Annotated in this window: 17 protein-coding genes; 10 read left to right on the top strand and 7 right to left on the bottom strand. The window is 63.6% G+C overall.

Translation table 11 applies throughout. The features are described from left to right. Nucleotides 1-13 precede the first annotated feature (13 nt). Nucleotides 14-1,519 (top strand): amidase, encoded by a 1,506-nt coding sequence (locus ABFK29_RS20720; protein WP_005862463.1) that lies wholly within the window; start codon nucleotides 14-16, stop codon nucleotides 1,517-1,519. A 127-nt stretch (nucleotides 1,520-1,646) separates the two neighbouring features. On the opposite strand, the gene ABFK29_RS20725 is transcribed toward ABFK29_RS20720, so the two are convergent. Genes ABFK29_RS20725 through ABFK29_RS20735 form a run of 3 tightly spaced genes read right to left on the bottom strand, consistent with a single transcriptional unit; the run spans nucleotide 1,647 to nucleotide 4,470 of the window. After that, entirely contained in the window at nucleotides 1,647-2,633 is a 987-nt protein-coding gene (locus ABFK29_RS20725; RefSeq protein WP_005862465.1) for a TRAP transporter substrate-binding protein, read from the bottom strand. Between the two features lie 3 nt (nucleotides 2,634-2,636). Continuing rightward, nucleotides 2,637-3,173 carry a TRAP transporter small permease gene (locus ABFK29_RS20730; RefSeq protein WP_005862467.1) on the bottom strand — a complete coding sequence of 179 codons (537 nt, stop codon included), beginning with the start codon at nucleotides 3,171-3,173 and terminating at the stop codon, nucleotides 2,637-2,639. A gap of 10 nt (nucleotides 3,174-3,183) precedes the next feature. Continuing rightward, on the bottom strand, nucleotides 3,184-4,470 hold the full coding sequence (locus ABFK29_RS20735; protein ID WP_005862469.1) for a TRAP transporter large permease: 1,287 nt from the start codon (nucleotides 4,468-4,470) through the stop codon (nucleotides 3,184-3,186). A gap of 201 nt (nucleotides 4,471-4,671) precedes the next feature. On the opposite strand from ABFK29_RS20735, the gene ABFK29_RS20740 reads away from it, so the two are divergent. The 4 genes from ABFK29_RS20740 (at nucleotide 4,672) to ABFK29_RS20755 (ending at nucleotide 8,345) form a co-directional block, all read left to right on the top strand. Next, nucleotides 4,672-5,367, top strand: a complete 696-nt coding sequence (locus ABFK29_RS20740) for a TetR/AcrR family transcriptional regulator (protein ID WP_415857465.1) — start codon at nucleotides 4,672-4,674, stop codon at nucleotides 5,365-5,367. 35 nt (nucleotides 5,368-5,402) lie between these two features. Continuing rightward, entirely contained in the window at nucleotides 5,403-5,735 is a 333-nt protein-coding gene (locus ABFK29_RS20745) for a RidA family protein (protein WP_005862472.1), read from the top strand. Nucleotides 5,736-5,837: 102 nt separating this feature from the next. After that, on the top strand, nucleotides 5,838-7,070 hold the full coding sequence (locus ABFK29_RS20750; protein ID WP_005862474.1) for an NAD(P)/FAD-dependent oxidoreductase: 1,233 nt from the start codon (nucleotides 5,838-5,840) through the stop codon (nucleotides 7,068-7,070). A gap of 3 nt (nucleotides 7,071-7,073) precedes the next feature. Next, entirely contained in the window at nucleotides 7,074-8,345 is a 1,272-nt protein-coding gene (locus tag ABFK29_RS20755; RefSeq protein ID WP_005862476.1) for an aspartate aminotransferase family protein, read from the top strand. 51 nt (nucleotides 8,346-8,396) lie between these two features. On the opposite strand, the gene ABFK29_RS20760 is transcribed toward ABFK29_RS20755, so the two are convergent. From ABFK29_RS20760 to ABFK29_RS20775, 4 genes are all read right to left on the bottom strand, one after another. Then, nucleotides 8,397-8,927: a hypothetical protein gene (locus ABFK29_RS20760; protein ID WP_005862478.1), complete on the bottom strand. Its 531-nt coding sequence runs from the start codon at nucleotides 8,925-8,927 to the stop codon at nucleotides 8,397-8,399. 200 nt (nucleotides 8,928-9,127) lie between these two features. Beyond that, the gene (locus ABFK29_RS20765) at nucleotides 9,128-11,155 is read right to left on the bottom strand and encodes a hypothetical protein (RefSeq protein ID WP_005862480.1); all 2,028 of its coding nucleotides are present in this window, start codon (nucleotides 11,153-11,155) and stop codon (nucleotides 9,128-9,130) included. Next, nucleotides 11,155-12,381: an ATP-grasp domain-containing protein gene (locus ABFK29_RS20770; protein WP_040605008.1), complete on the bottom strand. Its 1,227-nt coding sequence runs from the start codon at nucleotides 12,379-12,381 to the stop codon at nucleotides 11,155-11,157. Before ABFK29_RS20770 ends, ABFK29_RS20765 begins: the two co-directional genes overlap by 1 nt. Nucleotides 12,382-12,608: 227 nt before the next feature. Beyond that, entirely contained in the window at nucleotides 12,609-12,869 is a 261-nt protein-coding gene (locus ABFK29_RS20775) for a hypothetical protein (RefSeq protein WP_005862484.1), read from the bottom strand. Nucleotides 12,870-13,381: 512 nt separating this feature from the next. On the opposite strand from ABFK29_RS20775, the gene ABFK29_RS20780 reads away from it, so the two are divergent. The 5 genes from ABFK29_RS20780 (at nucleotide 13,382) to ABFK29_RS20800 (ending at nucleotide 19,517) form a co-directional block, all read left to right on the top strand. After that, on the top strand, nucleotides 13,382-14,782 hold the full coding sequence (locus ABFK29_RS20780) for a selenium-binding protein SBP56-related protein (protein ID WP_005862486.1): 1,401 nt from the start codon (nucleotides 13,382-13,384) through the stop codon (nucleotides 14,780-14,782). Nucleotides 14,783-14,784: 2 nt separating this feature from the next. Continuing rightward, the gene (locus tag ABFK29_RS20785; protein WP_005862488.1) at nucleotides 14,785-15,444 is read left to right on the top strand and encodes a hypothetical protein; all 660 of its coding nucleotides are present in this window, start codon (nucleotides 14,785-14,787) and stop codon (nucleotides 15,442-15,444) included. 258 nt (nucleotides 15,445-15,702) lie between these two features. Further along, the gene (locus tag ABFK29_RS20790) at nucleotides 15,703-16,749 is read left to right on the top strand and encodes a GlxA family transcriptional regulator (protein ID WP_005862490.1); all 1,047 of its coding nucleotides are present in this window, start codon (nucleotides 15,703-15,705) and stop codon (nucleotides 16,747-16,749) included. 156 nt (nucleotides 16,750-16,905) lie between these two features. Further along, nucleotides 16,906-17,754: a MurR/RpiR family transcriptional regulator gene (locus ABFK29_RS20795; protein WP_100929039.1), complete on the top strand. Its 849-nt coding sequence runs from the start codon at nucleotides 16,906-16,908 to the stop codon at nucleotides 17,752-17,754. A gap of 239 nt (nucleotides 17,755-17,993) precedes the next feature. Beyond that, complete coding sequence (locus ABFK29_RS20800; protein WP_005862494.1) at nucleotides 17,994-19,517, top strand: ABC transporter substrate-binding protein; 1,524 nt, start codon at nucleotides 17,994-17,996, stop codon at nucleotides 19,515-19,517. Nucleotides 19,518-19,606 lie beyond the last annotated feature (89 nt).

Consider the following 19,606-nt stretch of genomic DNA (forward strand, 5'->3'; position numbering starts at 1 on the left):
AGGAGACGCTCCCTTGGCCCGAGACATCCCAACCGATCCCGCAGACCTTGGCGCCGCAGAAGCGCGCCGGCTGATCGCCCGCAAGGCGCTGTCCGCGACGGAACTGGCCATCGCCTGCATCACCCGTGTCGAGGCCGTGGACCACGCGGTGAACGCGCTTGTGGCGCGCGACTTCGACGGCCTGAGGGAGGGCGCATGGGCAGCGGACAAGGCGCTGGCATCCGGCGCGGACCTCGGCGCACTGCACGGGCTGCCATTCGGCGTGAAAGACATGGTCGACGTCGCCGGCCTGCCCACCACCTTCGGATCGGAATTGTTCCGCGACAATGTCGCCACGAAGGACGATGCCATGGTGGCCGCCATGCGCCGCGCGGGCGCGACCCCCATGGGCAAGACCAACAACCCGGAATGGAGCGCGGGCGGCAACACCCGCAACCGCGTCTACGGCGCAACGGCCAATCCGCACGACCTGACACGTACCTGCGCCGGGTCTTCGGGCGGGTCGGCGGCGGGGCTGGCGGCGGGGTACTTTCCACTGGCCACCGGCTCCGACACCGGCGGATCGCTGCGCAACCCGGCGGCCTTCTGCGGAGTGGTGGGCTACCGCCCTTCGCCCGGTGTCGTGCCGGGCAACACACGGGGCATCGGATATCTCCCGCTGTCGACGGCTGGCCCCATGGGCCGCAACGTGGAGGACACGGCGCTGATGCTGTCGGTGCTCGCCCGGCCCGACATGCGCGATCCCTACACGGCGACCGTGGACGGCCGGACCGCGTGGAATCCGGCAAGTTTCGCCAACCTTCCCCGCTGCGACCTGTCTTCACTGCGTGTGGCTTTCACCGAGGACTACGGCTTTGCCCCCACCGAAGGCATCGTGCGGGATCACTTCCGCACCGTCGTGCCGCAACTGTCTCAGCTGTTCGGCGCTGCCGACGACGGCACGCCCGATTGCACCGATGCCGACCGGATCTTCTCCGTGCTGCGCGGCATCCTCTTCGTGGCCATGCACGGCAAGCGCCTGGACCACCATCCCGAACAGGTCGGACCCAACGTGACAGAAAATGTCCACGAGGGCCGCAGCTTCACCCCCGATGACATCGCCGAAGCACTGTCGATGCAGGGCGCGTTTTACCAGCGCTGGCAGACATGGTTCGAAACGCATGACTACGTGATCTCTCCGGCGGTGACGATCAGCCCCCGCGACTGGCACGAGCTTTACCCGACCAAGATCGACGGCGTGGCAACCAAAAGCTACTACCACTGGCTGGCGATGGCCTATGCCTCCACCATCGCGGGGCATCCGTCGATCACCATTCCCTGCGGCCGGGACGCCAACGGGATGCCGTTCGGCCTGCAGATCGTGGGCAGGCGGTACGACGACCTCGGCGTCCTCAGCGTCGCGGCAGAGCTTGAGGCCATCATCGCAGGGATTTCCGATCTCGCGCCGCGTGGCCCCGACATTTCGGCGCTCAAGTCCGCCGGACCGCTTTCAGATGTCGAGGGCTTTCTCAGCCTTTGATCGCGACTGCCGAAGCAGACCGATGCCGGGCCGCGGGACGCGCCCGGCATCGTTGTTCCCGCAAAATCGGCAGGTACGAAAAAGGGGCGCCCGTCAGGACGCCCCCGGTCTTTCCCATCGGCCCCGATCACTCGGGCGCGTATTCCGCCACGAAGCTGCGCAGCTCCTCGATCCGCTCGTTCGGCACCTCGGTCAGCACATCGGCCATCGGCAGAGTGGCTTCGCGGAACGTCGCCAGTTCTTCTTCGGTCGGCTCGTAGACGGCAATGCCGGCCTCTTCGAGGTTCTTCTTGTGCGTGACTTCGGAGGCATCAACCCAGTCGAAGACCTCGGCCAGAGCGTCGAGAGAGGCTTTCTCGAAGGTGGCCTGCTCCTCTTCCGAAAGTCCATCCCACCAGGTGGTCGATGCCAGCGCAAGCCGGGCGGACATGATGACCTTGGCATCGGTAAAGTTGGTGAACAGGTCACCCTGGCCAAAGACCAGCGGCACCAGCGACGCGTTGACGTAACCGTTGGCGATGCCCGTCTGGATCGCATTAGGCACTTCCGAGAACGGGATGACCACGCCGCTTGCGCCCATCATCTGGAACATCTCGAGCTGGTTCGGGTCCAGCGCGCGCATCCGCAGACCTTCCATGTCGGAAACGCTGCGGACTTCCTTTTCGTTGTTGAAGATACCGAGGAAACCGCCGGTCGGCACAATCGCCAGGATGCGCATACCTTCGGCGGCCAACTCTTCGTTGACCTGATCGAGGTAGTCGGACTCGGTGAAGAACTTGAACTCGTGCGCCGGGTTCTCGAAGGTGTAGGGCAGTTGCAGCGCGCGCATTTCCTCGACGAACTGGGTTGCCACGGCATAGTTCGACATGGAGAGGTCGAGGATACCCGCGCGGATCTGGTCGAGACGCTCATCCTCGCCGCCGATGGTGTCACGGGGGAAGGTCTCAGTGTCCCAGCCGGCCTCTTTCAGTGTGGTGAACAAGTTGTCCACGTAGCGGTAGGTGCCGGACTGTTCACGGTCGGGGTTGGAGTCGAGCGCGACATTGATGGACTGCGCCGAAGCGGCGGAGGCTAGGAAAAGCGCGGTGAGGGTGGCGGTAGAGAATAGGTTCATCGGTTACTCCAGCATGTTGGATTCAGTGGACTTTGCGAAGGCGATCTCTTCTTCGAGCACCTTCGGTGAGATGAGCGCGCCAAGTCCGGCAAGCCCATGGAACAGGATCAGGATCAGGGCGACCGGCAACGCGGCGGCCATCCAGGCGGTCGAGATTTCAAGCCCCTCGGAGGTGCGGCCAATCTGGCGTTCGAGATAGGGCCAGGTGAACCACAGAACCGGCGCGAAGAAGGTCCACGAGGCCAGGAAGCGCGCCACGACCTGCACCTTCTGGCGCCAGATCACGTGGCTGGGCGGATGCACCATCGCCGGGTCGGCATGTGTGTGGAACGCCGCCGAAGCCCCCAGCAACCCGCCCCAGACCATGAGCCAGCGGGCCAGTTCCTCGGTCCAGAACGGCGGCGAGGCAAAGGCGTACCGTGCCACGACCTGAAGCATCATGACGCACAGCATTGCGCCAAAGCACAGGGCGGCGATCCTTGTGGCGAAAAAGTTCAACCGTTGCGACGTGGCATACGTGAGATTGGCGATACGGATCATCTGTCTCTCCTCACTCGACGAAACCGGCCAGGCGCGGCAGGAACAGCGTCAGCTCAGGCGTGAAGGTCAGGATCAGCAGCACGCCAAGCTGAACCAGCAGGAAGGGCGCCGCTGCCTTGGCAATGCCCCAGTAAGGCGCACCCGACACCGCCGACACGACCAGCAGCGCCGCGCCGAAAGGCGGGGTCACGATGCCAAGCATGAGGTTCACCACGATGACGATCCCAAGGTGGATCGGATCTGCGCCCATCGAAATGCCAGTCGGCACCAGGAGCGGGACAAGCAGGGCCAGCGCAACCGGCACCTCCAGGAACATGCCCGCCACAAGGAATACCACGTTGAGCAGCAGCAGATACTTCCAACCCTCGAACCCGAGCCCGATCAGAGCGTCGGCCAGGAGCGTCGGCAGCTTTTCCAGCCCTGCGAGGTAGCCGAAGATCGCCACGCCCGACAACAGTATGAAGATAGATCCGGACAGGATTGCCGTACGCTCAAGGCTCTTGATGATCGTGTCCCACGACATCTGACCGTAGATGATCCCTGCGAGGATCGCGCAGCATACGGCGACACCGGCGGCCTCGGTCGGGGTCATGACCCCGAAGACGATACCCGACAGGATGATCACCGGAATGACCGTGGCGGGCAGCGCGTAGACGGCACGTCTCAGCACTTCGCGCGCTGGCACCTTTTCACCCGTCGGGTGATCGTGGCGGTGGGCCATCCAGGCGTTCGCGCCAAACAGTGCGACCGCCATGATGATGCCGGGCACGATACCCGCGATGAACAGCGCCGCAACCGATGTGTTCATGAGTGCCCCGTAGAAGATCATGATGATCGACGGCGGGATGATTGGGCCGATGACCGACGAGGCCGCGGTAACCGCGCCGGCATATTGCACGGAGTAGCCCGACTTCCGCATGGCCGGCACCAGCGTGTTCGACACGGCCGCCGCATCCGCCATGGCAGAACCGGAGATCCCCGCGAAGAACACCGAAGTGAGGATGTTGACGTGCCCCAGACCGCCTTTCAGACGCGCCATCAATGCCATGGCCAGGTCGATCAGCGCCTTCGTGACGCCTGCGCGGTTCATTATTTCGCCCGCCAGAATGAACAACGGCATCGACATGATCGAAAACAGGTCGATATGAGCGATGATCCGTTGGGGCGCTGCGGCTAGGAAGCGCGTCCTGTCGGCTGCAACGAAGGACAAGATGGAGGCTGCCCCGATCAGGTGCGCAAGCACAGCGCCCCCGAGCAACAGGGCGGCAGAGAAGATGAGGATCGGCAGTGCCGTCATTTTGGTCCCATTCGTCAGGTTCGAGTGTGTCCGGGCGAGAGTAGCGTTTTTTAATTGAACGATGTTCTATACCTGTTAAACCAAACTCGTCGAGTCCGTCACACAAAATGAGAAACGCCTAATTTTTGAACGGGAATCGTACCAGTGACCACGGGAAATGATGAAGAAAAGGGCAAAGTTCTGCGCGGCCGGGCCGCAGCAGTGGGCTTGAACAAGAATCAGGTGGTCGCCGCGGCGATCGCGCAAATCGGCGAAAAAGGGTTGGCGGCCTTCTCCCTGCGCGAGCTGGCCCGCAAGCTGGGCGTTTCCCCGGCGGTGATCTACTGGCACGTGGGTGGCGCGAAAGAAGACCTCTACGCCGAGATATCCGCCTCGATCACCGGGACTTTGTCCGAAGGTCTGGATGCGGACATGCCGTGGGACGACCGTCTCAGGCAGGTGTTTCTGAAATACCGCGAGCTTGTTCACCGTCACCCGGCGGTCGCGCCGTTGCTGGGCGCCCAGATGAAATCCAACGGTGTGGCGAACCTCGACTGGGTCGAAACGATCCTTTCGGCGCTACATGACGGCGGCTATCGCGGCGATGCGCTGCGGCCCGCCTTCAACGCGCTGGTGGGCGGGCTGGCCGGATTCGTCACGATGGAACTCGCGCCGCCCCCGGTCAGCAAGCCCGACAGCGAGGGCGAGACCTGGCAAGATCTCTTTGCCAAGCGTGTCGCGCAGACCGATCCCGAACTCTATCCGCTGACGGCGGCGGCACTCCCGGAGATATCCAATCGCATCTTCGTCCTGCGCTGGCAGAGCGGTGCCGAGATCCCCTACAACGACAGTTTCGAATTGCTGCTCGACCTTCTGGTCGAGGGGCTGAAGGCCCGGGCACCGGCCCCACCTTCCTGACACCTCCCCCAACCTTCCGAAAACAAGGACATCTGATGAACCTCCCCTTCTCCAAGACCCGCCGCGTCGGCAACACGGTATACCTTGCCGGTGAGATCGGCTTCGACGCGGACGGCAAGGTCCCCGCAGGTATCGAGGCGCAGACGCGCAATATCTTCGAACGCCTGAAGGCGACGCTGACATCCGAGGGTCTGACGCTGGCCAACGTCGTGTCGGCCACCTGCTACCTGACCGACACCAGTGACTTTGCCGAGTTCAACCGCGTCTACGCGGAGTACTTCTCCGATCCGCTGCCCGTCCGCACCACCGTGCAGAGCGGCCTGATGATCGACGCAAAGGTCGAGATCACCGTCATCGCCGAGGCCTGATCCACCAGCGGGGAGCCAGGGCGCCACAATGCGTCCCTGCCTCCACCAAAGTCTTTCGGACCGGCAGTCCCGCCGGTCCCAGCCCCACACTCGGAACGTATCATGGCCGATTTTCTCGTACTCGGCGCCGGCATGGTCGGCGTGTCCACCGCGCTTGCGCTGCAGGAACAGGGCCTTTCGGTCACCCTTGTCGACCGTAAGGCGGCGGGGCGGGAAACCTCTTTCGGGAACGCAGGTATCATCCAGGCAGAGGCTGCCGAACCGTATGCCCTGCCCCGCGATCCGATTACCCTTCTGCGCCTTGCGCTTGGCGGGACCAACGATGTGACATGGTCACTGAGTGGCGTGGCCGAGATGCTTCCGGCGCTTTGGCAGTACTACAGGAACTCCTCCCCCGCCCGCCATGCAAAGATCTCGCACACCTATGTCAGGCTGACCGAACGGTCGACCCACGACCATGCCCCGCTGATCGCCGAGGCCGGGATGGAGAAGCTGATCACCCGCGACGGCATTGCCATCCTGTACCGCGACCCTGACGAATACGCCGCCGCGGTGATCGACGCCGAGCGCGTTCACGCCACTTACGGCACACGCTTCCGGGCGATCGATGGTGCCGAATATGCGCGGGAGGATCCAGCGTTGCTCAAGGCGCCTGCAGGCGTCGTCCATTGGCAGGATTCCTGGAGCTGCGCATCGCCCGGGGCGCTGACGGCGGGGTACGCCGACCTCTTTGTCCGGCGCGGCGGTACGCTCTTGACTGGCGACGCGGCCACGCTCCGGCAGCGAGGAGCCGGCTGGCAGGTCGAGACCGAGGCAGGCGCTGTCGATGCCACACAGGCCGTGATTGCCCTTGGTCCATGGTCGCCGCGCCTTCTGGCCCGGCTCGGCTACCGAATCCCGATGATCTACAAGCGCGGCTATCACGGCCATTTTGCCGCGCCGCGTGCACCGGTGCGGCCCTTTCTCGACGTGGCGCATGGGATCGTTGCGTCACCAATGACCGACGGGTTGCGCCTTGCAACAGGTGCCGCCCTGGTCAGCAAGGACAGCGCCGCAGACCTGCGACAACTCGATCGTGGCCGAGCGGGCATATCCGACCTGATCGAGATCGGTGCCCGCAAGGATGAACCCCAGTGGTCCGGCGCACGTCCGTGCCTGCCCGACATGCTGCCGCTGGTGGGCGAAGCCCCCCGGCACAAGGGGCTCTGGATGAACTTCGGCCACGGCCATCAGGGCTTCACCCTTGGGCCAACCACCGGAACCCTGCTCGCGCAGATGGTTGCGGGCCACCCGAACGAGGGCTTCGAGGCCCTCCTGCCATCACATCGGATGTAAGACATGACCTTTCACACAGACACCCTGACCGCCGAACTCAGCCGCGCCGAAGAGGATTTTCGCAGGCGCACCCCGCAAAGCGCGGACGCGCTGACCCGTGCGTCCCGCGTCCTGCCGGGCGGAAACACCCGCAGCTCGCTCTGGACCGCGCCCTACCCGTTGTCCATCACCGGAGGAGAGGGCTGTCGCATCACGGATGCCGACGGCCACACCTACTTCGATTTCCTGGGGGAGTTCACCGCCGGTATCTACGGACACACCTGCCCGTCCCTCGAACAGGCGGTGACGGCGGCACATCGCGCCGGTTTCGGCCTGTCCTCGCACACGCCCTACGAGGTCGCGCTGGCCGAGGAACTGGCAGCGCGTTTCCCCTCCATCGACCTGCTGCGTTTCACCAACTCGGGGACCGAGGCGAACCTGATGGCACTGACCGCCGCTCGTCTGGTGACCGGGCGCAAGCGCATCGTGGTGTTTGCCGGGGGCTACCACGGCGGGGTGCTCACGTTCGGCAATGGCAATGCGCCGGTGAATGTGCCGTTCGATTTTGCCGTGCTGCCCTACAACGATGCGGAGGCCGCAGCCCGGGAATTCGCCGCATCGGGGGATCGCATCGCCGCGGTGCTGGTGGAACCGATGCAGGGCGCGGGCGGCTGCGTCGTCGGCTCGGCCGAATTCCTGCAGACTCTGCGCGATCTCTGCGACGATAGTGGCGCGTGGCTGATCTTCGACGAGGTGCAGACCGCCCGCATGGCACCCGGCGGCGCGCAGGAGCGTCTGGGCATCACGCCCGACATGACCACGCTGGGCAAGATTTTCGGCGGCGGTCTCGCCTTCGGCGCGTTTGGCGGCAGGCAGTCGGTGATGGCGCGCTTCGATCCCGCACATCCCGATCCGATCCCTCACGCGGGCACTTTCAACAACAACCGCCTCACCATGGCGGCTGGGCTCGAAGCGGTCCGCAACCACCTGACACCCGAGGCCCTGGCAGCCCTCTACGAACGCGGCGAAGCGTTCCGTGCCGCCTTGAACGAGCGCTTCGCTGCGAACGGCGGGGCATTCCACGTGACCGGGATGGGTTCGATCATGAACATCCACGGCAAGGGAGAAGACGCCGCGCTCCGACTCGACCGTCTGCGCCTGCTGCACTTCCGGATGATGGAGCGGGGCTATTACTTTGCCGCGCGCGGCCTGATCGCCCTGTCCTTCCCGGTGGGCGAGACCGAGATGACCGGTTTCCTCGACGCGCTGGACGCCGTGCTCATCGCCGGTCGATAGGGGGCGGTCGCCCGAAGAGAGACGCGCGCATCGCGCGCGGCCAGATGCACGTCACGCGTGCCATTCGGCAAAGCGGGGGTCCGGCGCGTAAGTCTGGATGGCATGAAAGAAAATGTCGATCTCCAGCGCCAGCCCCACCTCGAAGTCGTTGAGAGCGTCACCGCTCCAGCGGTGCTGTTCCAGGCGACCAAGGAAATCGCGGCGCGCCTGCTCGTCGCCTTGCTTCAGCGGCAGGGTTTCGGCAGCGCGCAGCAGATCGATGCGTTTATGGACCTCGCGCATGCCGGAGAACGCCTCCATCATAGGCCGCGTCAGACGCGGCTCCGTCTGCCACGACCGTCCGCCAAAGACCTCCTGCACGACGCGGTTGCCCGCCCCAAGACAATCGTATGCGACGCACCCTAGGAACCCTTCCTGCGTCAGCCTATCGTGGATCGAGCAGCTGTGGCCCGAGAGGTTGCGGCACGGCTCGCCCGGGTTCTTGTCGAACGCGAAGTCCTTGCCCTTGTCGAAGGCCAGCGCAAGGCAGCAAAGCGCCGCGCACTTCGAACAATCGGTCTCCAGATGGTCGGTCTGAGGCATCGCGGATGTCGCCTTTCATCGCATGGTCGCAAGGGCTTGCGCGCCACCGTATCACGCAGGACACCCCATGGATGCAAGACGGGCCCTTGGTGTGTTTCGCCCGAGGCGGCGTCCGAGCGTAGGTGCTTCCCGATGACGACCGCTTCGCAGACGCGCGTCAGCGCATCAGTGGAAGTCTTCCACACGGTCCACCTTCGGTTTCAGGGCCCGCCGGCGTCGTCCTCCGGCTGCCTGTCCGCGGCCCAACTGGATATGGCCTGCTTGCGCACCTTTTCGATGACATCCGCGGGAATGTCCTGACCGTGCGCGCTGCGCAGCGGCTCATCGTGAAAGAGGTAAACGCGCGACAGGAAGGCGTCGAACTCCAGAGAACCTTCGCCATAGCGTTCTCCGTGGCCCGAAGTCGACACCACCACGCCGTTCCCCCAGTCCTGACCGCTGTCGTTGTTCGGGTTGTAGAAGTAGACGCGCATCTGTCCGGCCTGATCCTCGGCCACGCGCAGGATGGCGATGGCATGCCAGCCCACGAACCGTTGCTGCGCGTCCGTCACCGCGATGCCGGCCGGTTGCGGATGGCCAAGCGGCCGCCCACCGTTGTGATCCGGATGGTAGGTCGCGAAGAAGCGGCGCAGGAATTCGTGGTAGGCCGCCAGTTTTCCGGTCGTCACGTCCACCGCAACCGCGCAGTCGCGCGACACCCACCAGCCGTGAAATTGCGGATTGATCCACTTGTGCGGATCGCCCGCGCGCCCGGTGCACAGACGGCCCATCTCGGCATAGATGCGGTCGAGATGGCCGACCAGCAGAACCGACACCGGGTCGGCGTCGATAGGCCCTGTTCCCGCCAGCCCGGCGGGAAGGTCGGCGGAGTCGATCGGCGTGCCTTCGAACTGCATCAGAAGCGTGTCGAACTCGGCCACCTGCGTGACGAGGTGCAGCAGGTAGTCGGGGTCGTTCAGCGCCCAAAGCGCAATGGCACGGGCAGACTGACAGGTCGGATTGGCGCCCTGCCCGACACCGAGCGGTTGACCGAGCACCTGCAGCACACCCGCCAGCAATTGCGTCTCGGGCGGAACAGCAGGCCCGAACCCAAGCGCGAGCCGGTCCCGCGCAGCACCGCGCAGGGACAGAGAAAGCTGACGTTCGAGCGCGGGCACCATCGGCGCATGATGCAGGATGCCGCGCTCCAGAAGCATGGCGAGACCATAGGCCGCCTGCGGCGTTGCCGGGGTCACGGCACTGCGCACCAGTTTCTCGATCAGACCACGGTAATGCCGCCAGCAGTCCAGCCCGGTGGACCCAAGGCCAAGTGCCTCAGGGATCAGGGGCCGCTGATCGAAGTCCAACGCCCAGGTCAAGAAGGCCGCGTGGTAGTCCGAGACCAGCCCGGTGTCGTGCATCGCACGGGCAAATCCCATCGCTTCGCGCGAAAGGCCAGCATCATCGGCGACCGAAATCCGGTCGATATAGACGGCGAGGCCCGGGTCGTCCCGCGACGCGCTAGTCGGACCGAAGAGGGCGCTGACCAGACGCTCTGCGCCAAGGCGCGTGCTGCCCGGTTCGGTGCCGTTCTCGTTGAGAGCGACCGCAATCTGCGCGATCATGTCTTTGACCACCCCGACCTGTACCGACCGCTGTTCCAAAAGGCGCCATATCTCGGACACGAGCACGCTCAGCACGTCGGTCAGCCCGATGTGATCCGCGATATGTTTCAGCACGCGGCACTTCATGTCGTGCCGTGCCCCCAGCCCGCGCGCCGCTTCATCCGGGACACCGAAAAGGTCCTTGAGGTTCAGCGCAAGAACCTGGGTGAGGAAGTGCCGTGCGCCATCCTGATGCAGGTTGGCATGCCGTGCGTCGCCCTCTGCCACCGCAAGGAACCGCGAGAGGCTTGCCGCCTCCAGCGCCTGGAACGCCGGATCTTCGGACACCAAAGTTCCACCGACCAGTTGCGGCCGCAGCGTTTCCGGCCGGTCCCAGTCGGAGCCGGCGAAAAGCCCGGCGGCGTCCATGCGCACGGCATGTTCGCGCACCACGCCCAGCCCGCCGGGCTGAGCGATGATGCGGCCAAGAACGTCAAGCACGGGGCGCTGATAGCGCGCCTTGGCAAAGGGCCGGGCGCGCTCCAACCGTTCAATCGCGATATCGAGCGTACCGGACAACCGGTCCAGTGCGGCTGTATCTTCGCCGGCCTGCCCGTCCGCGGTGGACGCGTTTCGGAGGTTCATCAAACGTAGTAATCCAGCTCTTCCTGCTTCTTCAGAAGGTCACGCAGTTCGTGCGGATTGTCACCGAAGAAATAGGCAAGCCCCCAGTGCGTGCCGAAGGCCGACCGCTTGGCCACCTTCTGCTCGCGCGGGTCCGACAGTTCGTGGAACTCGAAGTACGGATGGTTGGCGGTCTCGTCGGGGATTTCCAGCCGGCTGACCACGCGACGGCGCGGATAGACACCGAAACACCCGGCGTGACCTTTCGCATCGACGATCTCCTTCGGAAAGAACGCGTCGAGCTCTTCCTGCGTGGTCTTCGGGTCGAAGGCCACCACGAGCCCCTGATAGCCGTTGAAGCCATAGGCACGTTCGATCAGCTCCAAGGCGTTGAAGCCCGGCGGACGATAGGCGACTTCGCCGAAGTAAAGCTTGTTGTCGGAGGTCAGGAAATACTCCGGGTGGATGAAGCCGAAGTCGATGTCGAAGACCTCGATCAGCTTCTCGATCTCCTCGGTGATCCTTTCGCGGTGCGCTTCAAGTTCCGGCGTGGCGGGCACGAAGACCGAATAGCCCAGCGTCACGTATTCCGAGATGTTCAGGAACTGCACCTTGCCGTTCTTGATCCATGCCTCGACCGCGAACTCCCAACCGTCGAGATGGCTTTCCAGCAGCGCCGGGAACTCTTCGTCGGGGATGTTGTCCACGTCCTCGGGCGTACGGATCACCCTGTGTCCCGCGGTGCCGGACTTGTCGAAGGCCTTGAAGTGGATCGGGTCGTTCGGGTCGCCGTCCAGTTTCAGCAGCGTCTGGTTCACGCGCTTGAGGAACCGGATCACGTCACCTCGGTCGTGCGCCTCTTCGAAGACACCGACCCGAATGCCGCCAAGCTGTGCGCGGCGCTTCATCAGCGACTTGTCCCGGAACAGCATCGCCTGCCCCAGAAGACGCGGGTTCTTCAGCAGCACGGCATTGATCGCGCCGGCCCATTCCACCGTCTCTTCGAAGATCGGGATGGCCACGTCCACGCCCATGTCGTCAAGCTGATGCGCCAGTTCGTGCGAACGTTCGTTCAGCCGGTCAAAGTCCCAGGGCACAAAGGGGATGTCGTTCTGCTTGCAATAGTCTTCGGCCCAAGGAGGCGCGACGACGACGTACCGGCGGTCGAAGCGGTCGACCGCGTCGATGGCGTTCAGGCTCCAGCCGAGCAGGGCGACATACCCTTTGTTCGGGTTCTTGTCAGTCATTGCATATCCTTTCTTCGGGCAGACCCACAGGGACGAGCGCGCGTCCTGTCCGCTCGCGGACAAAGGGAAGATCCTGTAACGGGAAAAGCGACCTCGGCGAGCTGGATCTGCGTCGGTTTCAGATTGAAAGGTTAGCCCATCTTGCCCGCGGTTCAACCGGATCGCACAACACAGGCCATTGGGCGGGCGCTTGGCACCCGCTTACGACGCAGGATGAGTGGACGACGTCAGAGCAGGTTTCTGACCGGGCCGTCGGCGCTGATCGTCTTGGTCCCGTCGGGCTCTTCCAAGACATCGAGCCATTCCTTTTCATCGTCGATCTCGACGAAGAAACGCCATTCGTCCTGTTCGATCATGGCAATGGCTTCCTCGGTCGAGAGACGCCACTGCGACTTTCCGAAGAATGACTTGCGAACGCCTCCGATCGCAAGAAGTTGTGCGCCATTTTCCGCGACCTTTGCCCATGTGACTTGAGCTGGTGCAGCCATAATGTTCACCACCTTTCGGGATTTAGAGTAGCGCAGAATTGCCGCAGGGGAAACCGTTAAGGGTTAATTAACTGAAATTACTCCGCAAATTCCCGATGAATCGGCCTGCTGGCATTCGATCTTACCTTCGAACTGGCGGTCGCCCGGCATACCGAAGACGGCGCCACACAGTGGGCAAGAGCCACAATCGGTGCCGATGTTTCTGACATGTGCGCGGAACAAGTTCCTTCGGTGTGCGCCCAATCCGTCCCGCGCGCGCCCGAAACCGGCCCGCTTGGCTCTTCTCATCAATACCAATTCCTTCCGTCACCGCAGCGTCGTCGAAAGACCCGGGCAGGTCCGAACCGCCTGCCGGCGAAAAAGGGCCGGTGCGCCGGAACATGCCGGATTTCCGCTCCGTGCTCCGGAAGACCTGCAAAAGACTTCGGCGTGGCCACAATCCATGGCAAAGTTAACCAAAACGATTTCAAGCAAACGCATAACGACACACTGAATAACAGGGAGGAAAGACCATGAACCTAAGACCCGACCCGACGTTCCACGCGACGCCGAAGCTGGCGATGGAGGCGCCGGCCGAGACACTTGCCTTCACGCTGATGCTCAGTCCGGATGGATCGCAACCGGACGGGGTTGCCGTCGTCGACGTGGACCCGAAGTCCAAGTCCTATGGCCAGATCGTCCACCAGGTCATCATGCCGAACAAGGGCGACGAGTTTCACCATTTCGGCTGGAATGCCTGTTCGTCCTCGCTCTCGCCGCTGTCGGGGCACGCCTTCCTGGAACGGCGCTACCTGATCGTGCCCGGTATCCGGTCGTCGCGGATCTACGTTATAGATGTGAAGGAGCCGCTGAAGGCGAAGATCCACAAGATCATCGAACCCGAAGAGGTCTTTGCCAAGACCGGCTATTCCCGGCCCCACACGATTCACTGCGGTCCCGAAGGCATCTATGTCAGCACCCTTGGCGGTGGCGGAAAGGACGGCACCGATGGGCCTCCGGGCATCTTCATCATGGATTGCGAAACCTTCGACATCCTCGGCCGCTACGAGATGGACCGGGGCGAGCAGGACAAGCATTACGATTTCTGGTGGAACCTGCCGCGCGACTACATGGTGTCGTCGGAGTGGGGCCTGCCGCCACAGTTCGAGAACGGAATCGTCGCCGAGGACCTCTTGTCCAACAAGTACGGGCACAAAATCCATTTCTGGAAACTGCGCGAACGCAAGAACGTGCAGACCATCGACCTGGGCGAGAACCACCAGATGGCGCTGGAAATCCGGCCTGCCCACGATCCGTCGAAAGATTACGGCTTCTGCGGCGTCGTGGTGGACACAACCAACCTTCAAGGGTCGATCTTTACCTGGTGGCAAAAGGACGACGGCACCTTTGAGGCGAAGAAGACCCTGACCATCGACCCGCGTCCGGAAAAGCCCGAGAACCTGCCGCCCCTTCTGCAAGGGTTCGAAGCCGTTCCGCCGTTGGTCACCGACATCGACCTCAGCCTCGACGACCGGTTCCTATACGTCGCCTGCTGGGGTCTGGGCGAGATGCACCAGTACGACGTCTCCGACCCAATGAACCCCAAACTAGCCGGCAAGGTAGAGCTGGGCGGCATCGCGCGCGGCACGAAACATCCCTGCGGCAAACCCTTCGCCTACGGCCCGCAGATGGTGGAGATCAGCCGCGACGGGAAACGCGTCTACTGGACCAACTCGCTGTACTCTACTTGGGACGACCAGTTCTACCCGGATGATGAAGGAGGCCAGATGGTCATGGCCCATGTGGGCGAAAACGGCGGCCTGACCCTGGCGGAAGACTTTTACGTCGAGTTTCCGAAAGGCTATCGCAGCCATCAGATCCGTCTGGAAGGCGGCGACTGCTCGACCGACAGCTTCTGCTATCCCTCCGCCTGAACATGGACGAAACCACAACCGCAACGGCCCTCTGGGGGGCCGTTGTCTTGTCCGGAGTCTACCACGGGGTCAACCCCGGCATGGGCTGGCCGCTGGCAGTCTCAGCCGCGCTGATGGACCGCAGCCGGCGCAGCCTTTGGCGAGCCCTCGGGGCGCTGGCCGTCGGGCATCTGATTGCGATGGCCGCAATCCTGTTTCCGTTCGGCGCGCTCATGTTCCTGGCGGAATGGGAGCGGGCAATTCAACTAGTTGCCGCAATTCTGGTGATAGCATTGGGCCTGTACCTGCTGTTCAACCGGCGCCACCCGCGGTTTCTGGCGCGTGTTCCACCGTCGCGCCTGGCATTGTGGTCTTTCCTCGCCGCAATGGCACATGGGGCGGGGCTGATGCTGGTGCCGATCTACCTGGGCATATGCCGTACCCTCGAAACCGACGCGGGACATGCTGCGGCGGCCGGTCTGATGACTGGAAACGCGGGCGTTGCCGTGTCGGTGGCGCTGGCCCACACGCTGGCCATGACGCTCGCCGGGGGAACCTTCGCCTATGCCGTCTACCGTTGGTTTGGACTGAAGGCCCTGTCGCGGAGCTGGTTCAACCTCGACATCGTCTGGGCGCTCAGCCTGGTGACGGTCGGCGGGATTTCACTTCTGACCTTGCACTGACGCCGAAGGACCCGCCCGGCCTGTTTCGTCGGCGCAGCAACGATTGCCCCTGCCGTGAGACCCCCGCTCAGCTTGCGTCCGCCACCCGTGACTGTACGGTCGGTCCGGCACCACAAGCCGATGGACCGGTGTCGTGTTACTTCGGTATCAGGCCACTTTACCGTCGCCACGGGTAGGAACCCGAAAGGCCTGACCGTGTAAACGACATACCCGTTCGACCACCCGCACCGTATTTTCACTGACCGACGGCACAGCGATATGGATACTGACCAAGCCTCGACCCGGCCCACTGGCGACCCGGCCACCTACGAGCAGACCTCGAGGGGGATCGCGTCAATCGTGCTGGAGGGCGACGTCGATACGCTGGACTTCACCTTCGTCGGCCTGCCCAAGGCGTCCATGCTGGCCTTTACCTCCGCCGTGGAACCACTGCGCATCATCAACCAGCTGGCCGGTCGTCAGATTGCGCGCTGGCGGCTGGTGACCCCGGACGGCGCGCCGCTGACCTTCTCCTCAGGTCTGAGCATGATGGCCGAGAGCCCGCCACGCGATCTGCCCCGCCACACCCGGCTGATCGTCTGTTCCGGCACAGAACCGGAAACCTCGCTCTCCGACGCCGTCACAGCGATGGTCCGCCGCGCGTGGCGGCACGGCCATATCGTCGGCGGGATCTGCACCGGCGCCTACACCTTGGCAGAGGCCGGGCTGCTGCTGGGCCGACGCTTTACCCTGCACTGGGAAAACACCGACAGTTTCGAGCTGCGCTATCCCAAACTGCTGTCGACGCGGCAACTGTTCGCCATCGACAACAACGTCATGACCTGCGCCGGGGGAACCGCTGCGACAGACATGATGCTGTCGGTGCTGAACGATCGCTACGGTCCCATCGCGGCAAGCGTCGTCATGGAAATGTGCCTGCATCCGGCCATGCGCATGCCGGACGAGGCACAGAAGGCGTCTCTGGCCTTCACCTTCGGGGTGCGAAACGCCCGCTTCCTTGCGCTGATCCAGGACATCGAGAACAGCGAAAACTGGTTCGACACGATGGATACTCTTTGTGAAAAACACGCGCTGTCGCGCAGGCAGATCGAGCGCCTGTTCAAGAAGTACACCGGCCACTCGCCCCAGGCCTATGCCAAGCTACGACGCCTGGACCATGCGCGCCTGCAACTGGCGACCACCAACATGTCGGTCCACGAGGTCGCGATCGCCTGCGGTTTCGAATCCGCCCGGGTCTTTGCGGTCAACTTCAAGAAACGCTTCGGCATCACGCCGACGGAATACACCGCGACCCACAGGCGGTAGGGCCGTCGCCAGTCCGGGATGCCGCGTCACGCGCACCGGGTTTCCGAACCGCCCTGTGGGCGTTCCGCCACTGGCTTGATTTCGCATGGCGACGCTCCGGGCAAGCCTCTACGCTGCAAGGCAACGCAAATGATCCTGTCGGCGGGGACCAAAGCCATGGAAAAGACCTTTCACATCGCGCAACGCCTGCTGTCCACCTATGACGAGATGCCGCGCGGCGAGCGTCGGCTGGCGGACCTGCTGCTCGAAGACGTCGGCGTGCTCGGCTACCTGACGGCCAGCGATCTGGCAGACCAGGCCGGCGTGTCAAAGGCGACCGCGGCGCGCCTGTTCCGGCGCCTCGGCTATCACGGGTATCGCGACGCCCAGCGCGAGGTGCGTGAAAACAAGTCGACCAAGGCCGCCGCGCCGGAAGTTCCCGCTCTCTCCGGCGGGTTCCTGTCGCCCGGCGAATACCTCGACGCCGAGGTGAAGCACCTCGTGCGCACGTTCGAGACCCTGCCCGCGGAACAGATGTCCGAGGCCGTCGAGATCCTCTGCCGTGCCGCGAAACTGTGGGTCGTGGGCTTTGGCGAGGGCTATCCGCTGGCACTGTTCGCCCGGGCGCTGCTTATCAAGGTCTTCCCCGACATACGCATGATCCCCCTCAGCGGCTTCCCCGTGCCGGAGGAATTCGCCTCGATCAACCCCGAGGACGCGGTTCTGGCCTTCGGCGTCGGACGCCGCACGGACGAGTTCCGCAATGTAATCGGCTCGTCCCGCCGCGCGGGCGCGAAGGTCATCCTCGTGACCAATTCCATCGCCGCCGGGGACAAGCGCGGCGCGGACCTGATCCTGCGCGGACGATCCGAGGGGCCGACGGTCTTCGGCTCCATGACCGCGCCGCTCAGCCTCGTCACGTACCTCTGCGCACGCGTGGCGACCCGGACCGGCGATTCGGCACAGCGGCGCCTAGACCATATCGAGTCGATCCATTCTCAATGGGCTGAAGAAAGCAGCAAATGAGAGTGTTGCGTTTTCATAAGTGAAACGAACCGCCTGAAGCGATCACTTTGAAAGAGTCATTTGTGAAAATCGACATGTCGTTTATGAAACAGTTCTTGCGCTGAAGGAGGTTCCACACGGACCCTTGTCCTCATGTCGTTCCTCCAAGCGAGGCGACGCAACTCGGTCTGACGGAGATGAGGACAATGGACGACAAACGCAAAAGAAGACGCGGATTGCACGCGGCAACGGGGGGGTTGATGACGGCTGCGCTGGCGCTCGGCGCGACCACGGCAAGCGCCCAGGACCTCGTTTGGGCGCGGTACGGGGACATCGACAGCCTCGATCCGCACCGCGCGACAAGCACGCTTTCGATGCAGGTCTGGGACCAGATCTATGACACTTTGCTCGCCTTCGACATGGACGGCACACCCGGCCCGAACATGGCGAAAAGCTGGGAGGTCAGCGAGGATGGCCTCGAATACACCTTCACCCTGAACGACGGCATCCTGTGCCATGACGGCACGGCCTTCGACGCCAATGACGTGAAGTTCACCATCGACCGCGCATTCGGCGACACGCCAAGCCTGACGAAGACAAGCTGGGGCCCGATCACCGACGTCACCGTCGAGGACCCGCTGACGTTCAAGGTCACGCTGGAAAGCAAATTCGGCGCCTTCCTCCCGTTTCTCGCCGACAGCTTCTCGTCGATGGTCTGCGACACCAACACGGCGGACACCTTCGGGTCGACCACCGCCATCGGCACCGGGCCCTTCATCCTCGACGAATGGGTCAAGGGCAGCGAGATCGTCCTGTCGAAGAACCCCGACTACGTGAACTACGGCGAACCGTGGGAGAACGACGGCGCCCCGCACATCGACAGGCTGCTGATCCGCACCGTGCCCGAGGCGCAAACCCGTCTCGCCGCGCTGAGCACGGGCGAGGTCCACATCGCGGAACCGCCCTTCGACGACATCGAGGCGATCAAGGCTGATGGCGAGCTGGACATCATGGTGGCCGAGAACACCGGCCAGGACGTGTTCTGGGAATTCACCGTCTCGCGTCCGCCCTTCGACGACATCCGCGCGCGGCAGGCCGTGGCCTATGCCACCGATCCGCAGATGGCGATCGATATCATCTACGGCGGGCTGACCAACCGTGAGTGGTGCCCGGTCGCCCGCGGCGTCTTTGGCAACGATCAGGAGTTCTGCAAGCAGTACGGGTACGAGTACGATCCCGAGAAGGCGAAGGAGCTGCTGGCCGAGATGGGCTATGGCCCGGACAACCCGATGAAAACGACGATGTTCGTCTGGACCGGTGGCAACCGGCACAAGCTGGCGGAAATCTTCCAGTCGCAACTTGCACAGGTCGGCATCGACGCCAGCATCGAGATCATGGACATCGGCACCATGAACGCCCGCGTGAAGGCACAGAACGAAGACAGCACCTCGGAGGAACCGGGCACGTTCGACATGATGACGTGGTCCTGGTACGACCCGGACATCCTCTACCAGCTCTGGCATTCGCCCGGCGCCTATTCGGGTTTCCAGAACGCCGAGCTTGACGCCATGCTTGAGGAAACCCGCACCACCATCGAGCTCGAAGCCCGGCTGGAAAAGGTGCAGGCGGTCATCAAGTACCTCATGGAAAACGCGGTTCACATCGGCCTCTACAGCCCCGGCTGGGAATGGGTGTTCGCCGTGCGCCCCGAGGTCGAAGGCTTCAAGGTCGGGCCCTTCCTCCACCCCAGTTTCCTTGACGTCACGGTGACAAGCGGGGGCTGACCTCCGTTCCCCACACGGCTCCGGCCTGTCACCAAATCGGCGCGCGGTTTCATTCCCCCGCGCGCCGAACATCCCCTCGCCAAGGAGAC

The sequence above is a fragment of the Sagittula stellata E-37 genome (genome assembly GCF_039724765.1).
Classification (GTDB): domain Bacteria; phylum Pseudomonadota; class Alphaproteobacteria; order Rhodobacterales; family Rhodobacteraceae; genus Sagittula; species Sagittula stellata.

What these genes read in the sequence shown, in the direction of transcription:
- ABFK29_RS20725 (WP_005862465.1), bottom strand. Translation starts at nt 2,633, where the DNA reads ATGAACCTATTCTCTACCGCCACCCTCACCGCGCTTTTCCTAGCCTCC.
- ABFK29_RS20730 (WP_005862467.1), bottom strand. Translation starts at nt 3,173, where the DNA reads ATGATCCGTATCGCCAATCTCACGTATGCCACGTCGCAACGGTTGAAC.
- ABFK29_RS20735 (WP_005862469.1), bottom strand. Translation starts at nt 4,470, where the DNA reads ATGACGGCACTGCCGATCCTCATCTTCTCTGCCGCCCTGTTGCTCGGG.
- ABFK29_RS20745 (WP_005862472.1), top strand. Translation starts at nt 5,403, where the DNA reads ATGAACCTCCCCTTCTCCAAGACCCGCCGCGTCGGCAACACGGTATAC.
- ABFK29_RS20750 (WP_005862474.1), top strand. Translation starts at nt 5,838, where the DNA reads ATGGCCGATTTTCTCGTACTCGGCGCCGGCATGGTCGGCGTGTCCACC.
- ABFK29_RS20755 (WP_005862476.1), top strand. Translation starts at nt 7,074, where the DNA reads ATGACCTTTCACACAGACACCCTGACCGCCGAACTCAGCCGCGCCGAA.
- ABFK29_RS20760 (WP_005862478.1), bottom strand. Translation starts at nt 8,927, where the DNA reads ATGCCTCAGACCGACCATCTGGAGACCGATTGTTCGAAGTGCGCGGCG.
- ABFK29_RS20765 (WP_005862480.1), bottom strand. Translation starts at nt 11,155, where the DNA reads ATGAACCTCCGAAACGCGTCCACCGCGGACGGGCAGGCCGGCGAAGAT.
- ABFK29_RS20770 (WP_040605008.1), bottom strand. Translation starts at nt 12,381, where the DNA reads ATGACTGACAAGAACCCGAACAAAGGGTATGTCGCCCTGCTCGGCTGG.
- ABFK29_RS20775 (WP_005862484.1), bottom strand. Translation starts at nt 12,869, where the DNA reads ATGGCTGCACCAGCTCAAGTCACATGGGCAAAGGTCGCGGAAAATGGC.
- ABFK29_RS20780 (WP_005862486.1), top strand. Translation starts at nt 13,382, where the DNA reads ATGAACCTAAGACCCGACCCGACGTTCCACGCGACGCCGAAGCTGGCG.
- ABFK29_RS20785 (WP_005862488.1), top strand. Translation starts at nt 14,785, where the DNA reads ATGGACGAAACCACAACCGCAACGGCCCTCTGGGGGGCCGTTGTCTTG.
- ABFK29_RS20790 (WP_005862490.1), top strand. Translation starts at nt 15,703, where the DNA reads ATGGATACTGACCAAGCCTCGACCCGGCCCACTGGCGACCCGGCCACC.
- ABFK29_RS20795 (WP_100929039.1), top strand. Translation starts at nt 16,906, where the DNA reads ATGGAAAAGACCTTTCACATCGCGCAACGCCTGCTGTCCACCTATGAC.
- ABFK29_RS20800 (WP_005862494.1), top strand. Translation starts at nt 17,994, where the DNA reads ATGACGGCTGCGCTGGCGCTCGGCGCGACCACGGCAAGCGCCCAGGAC.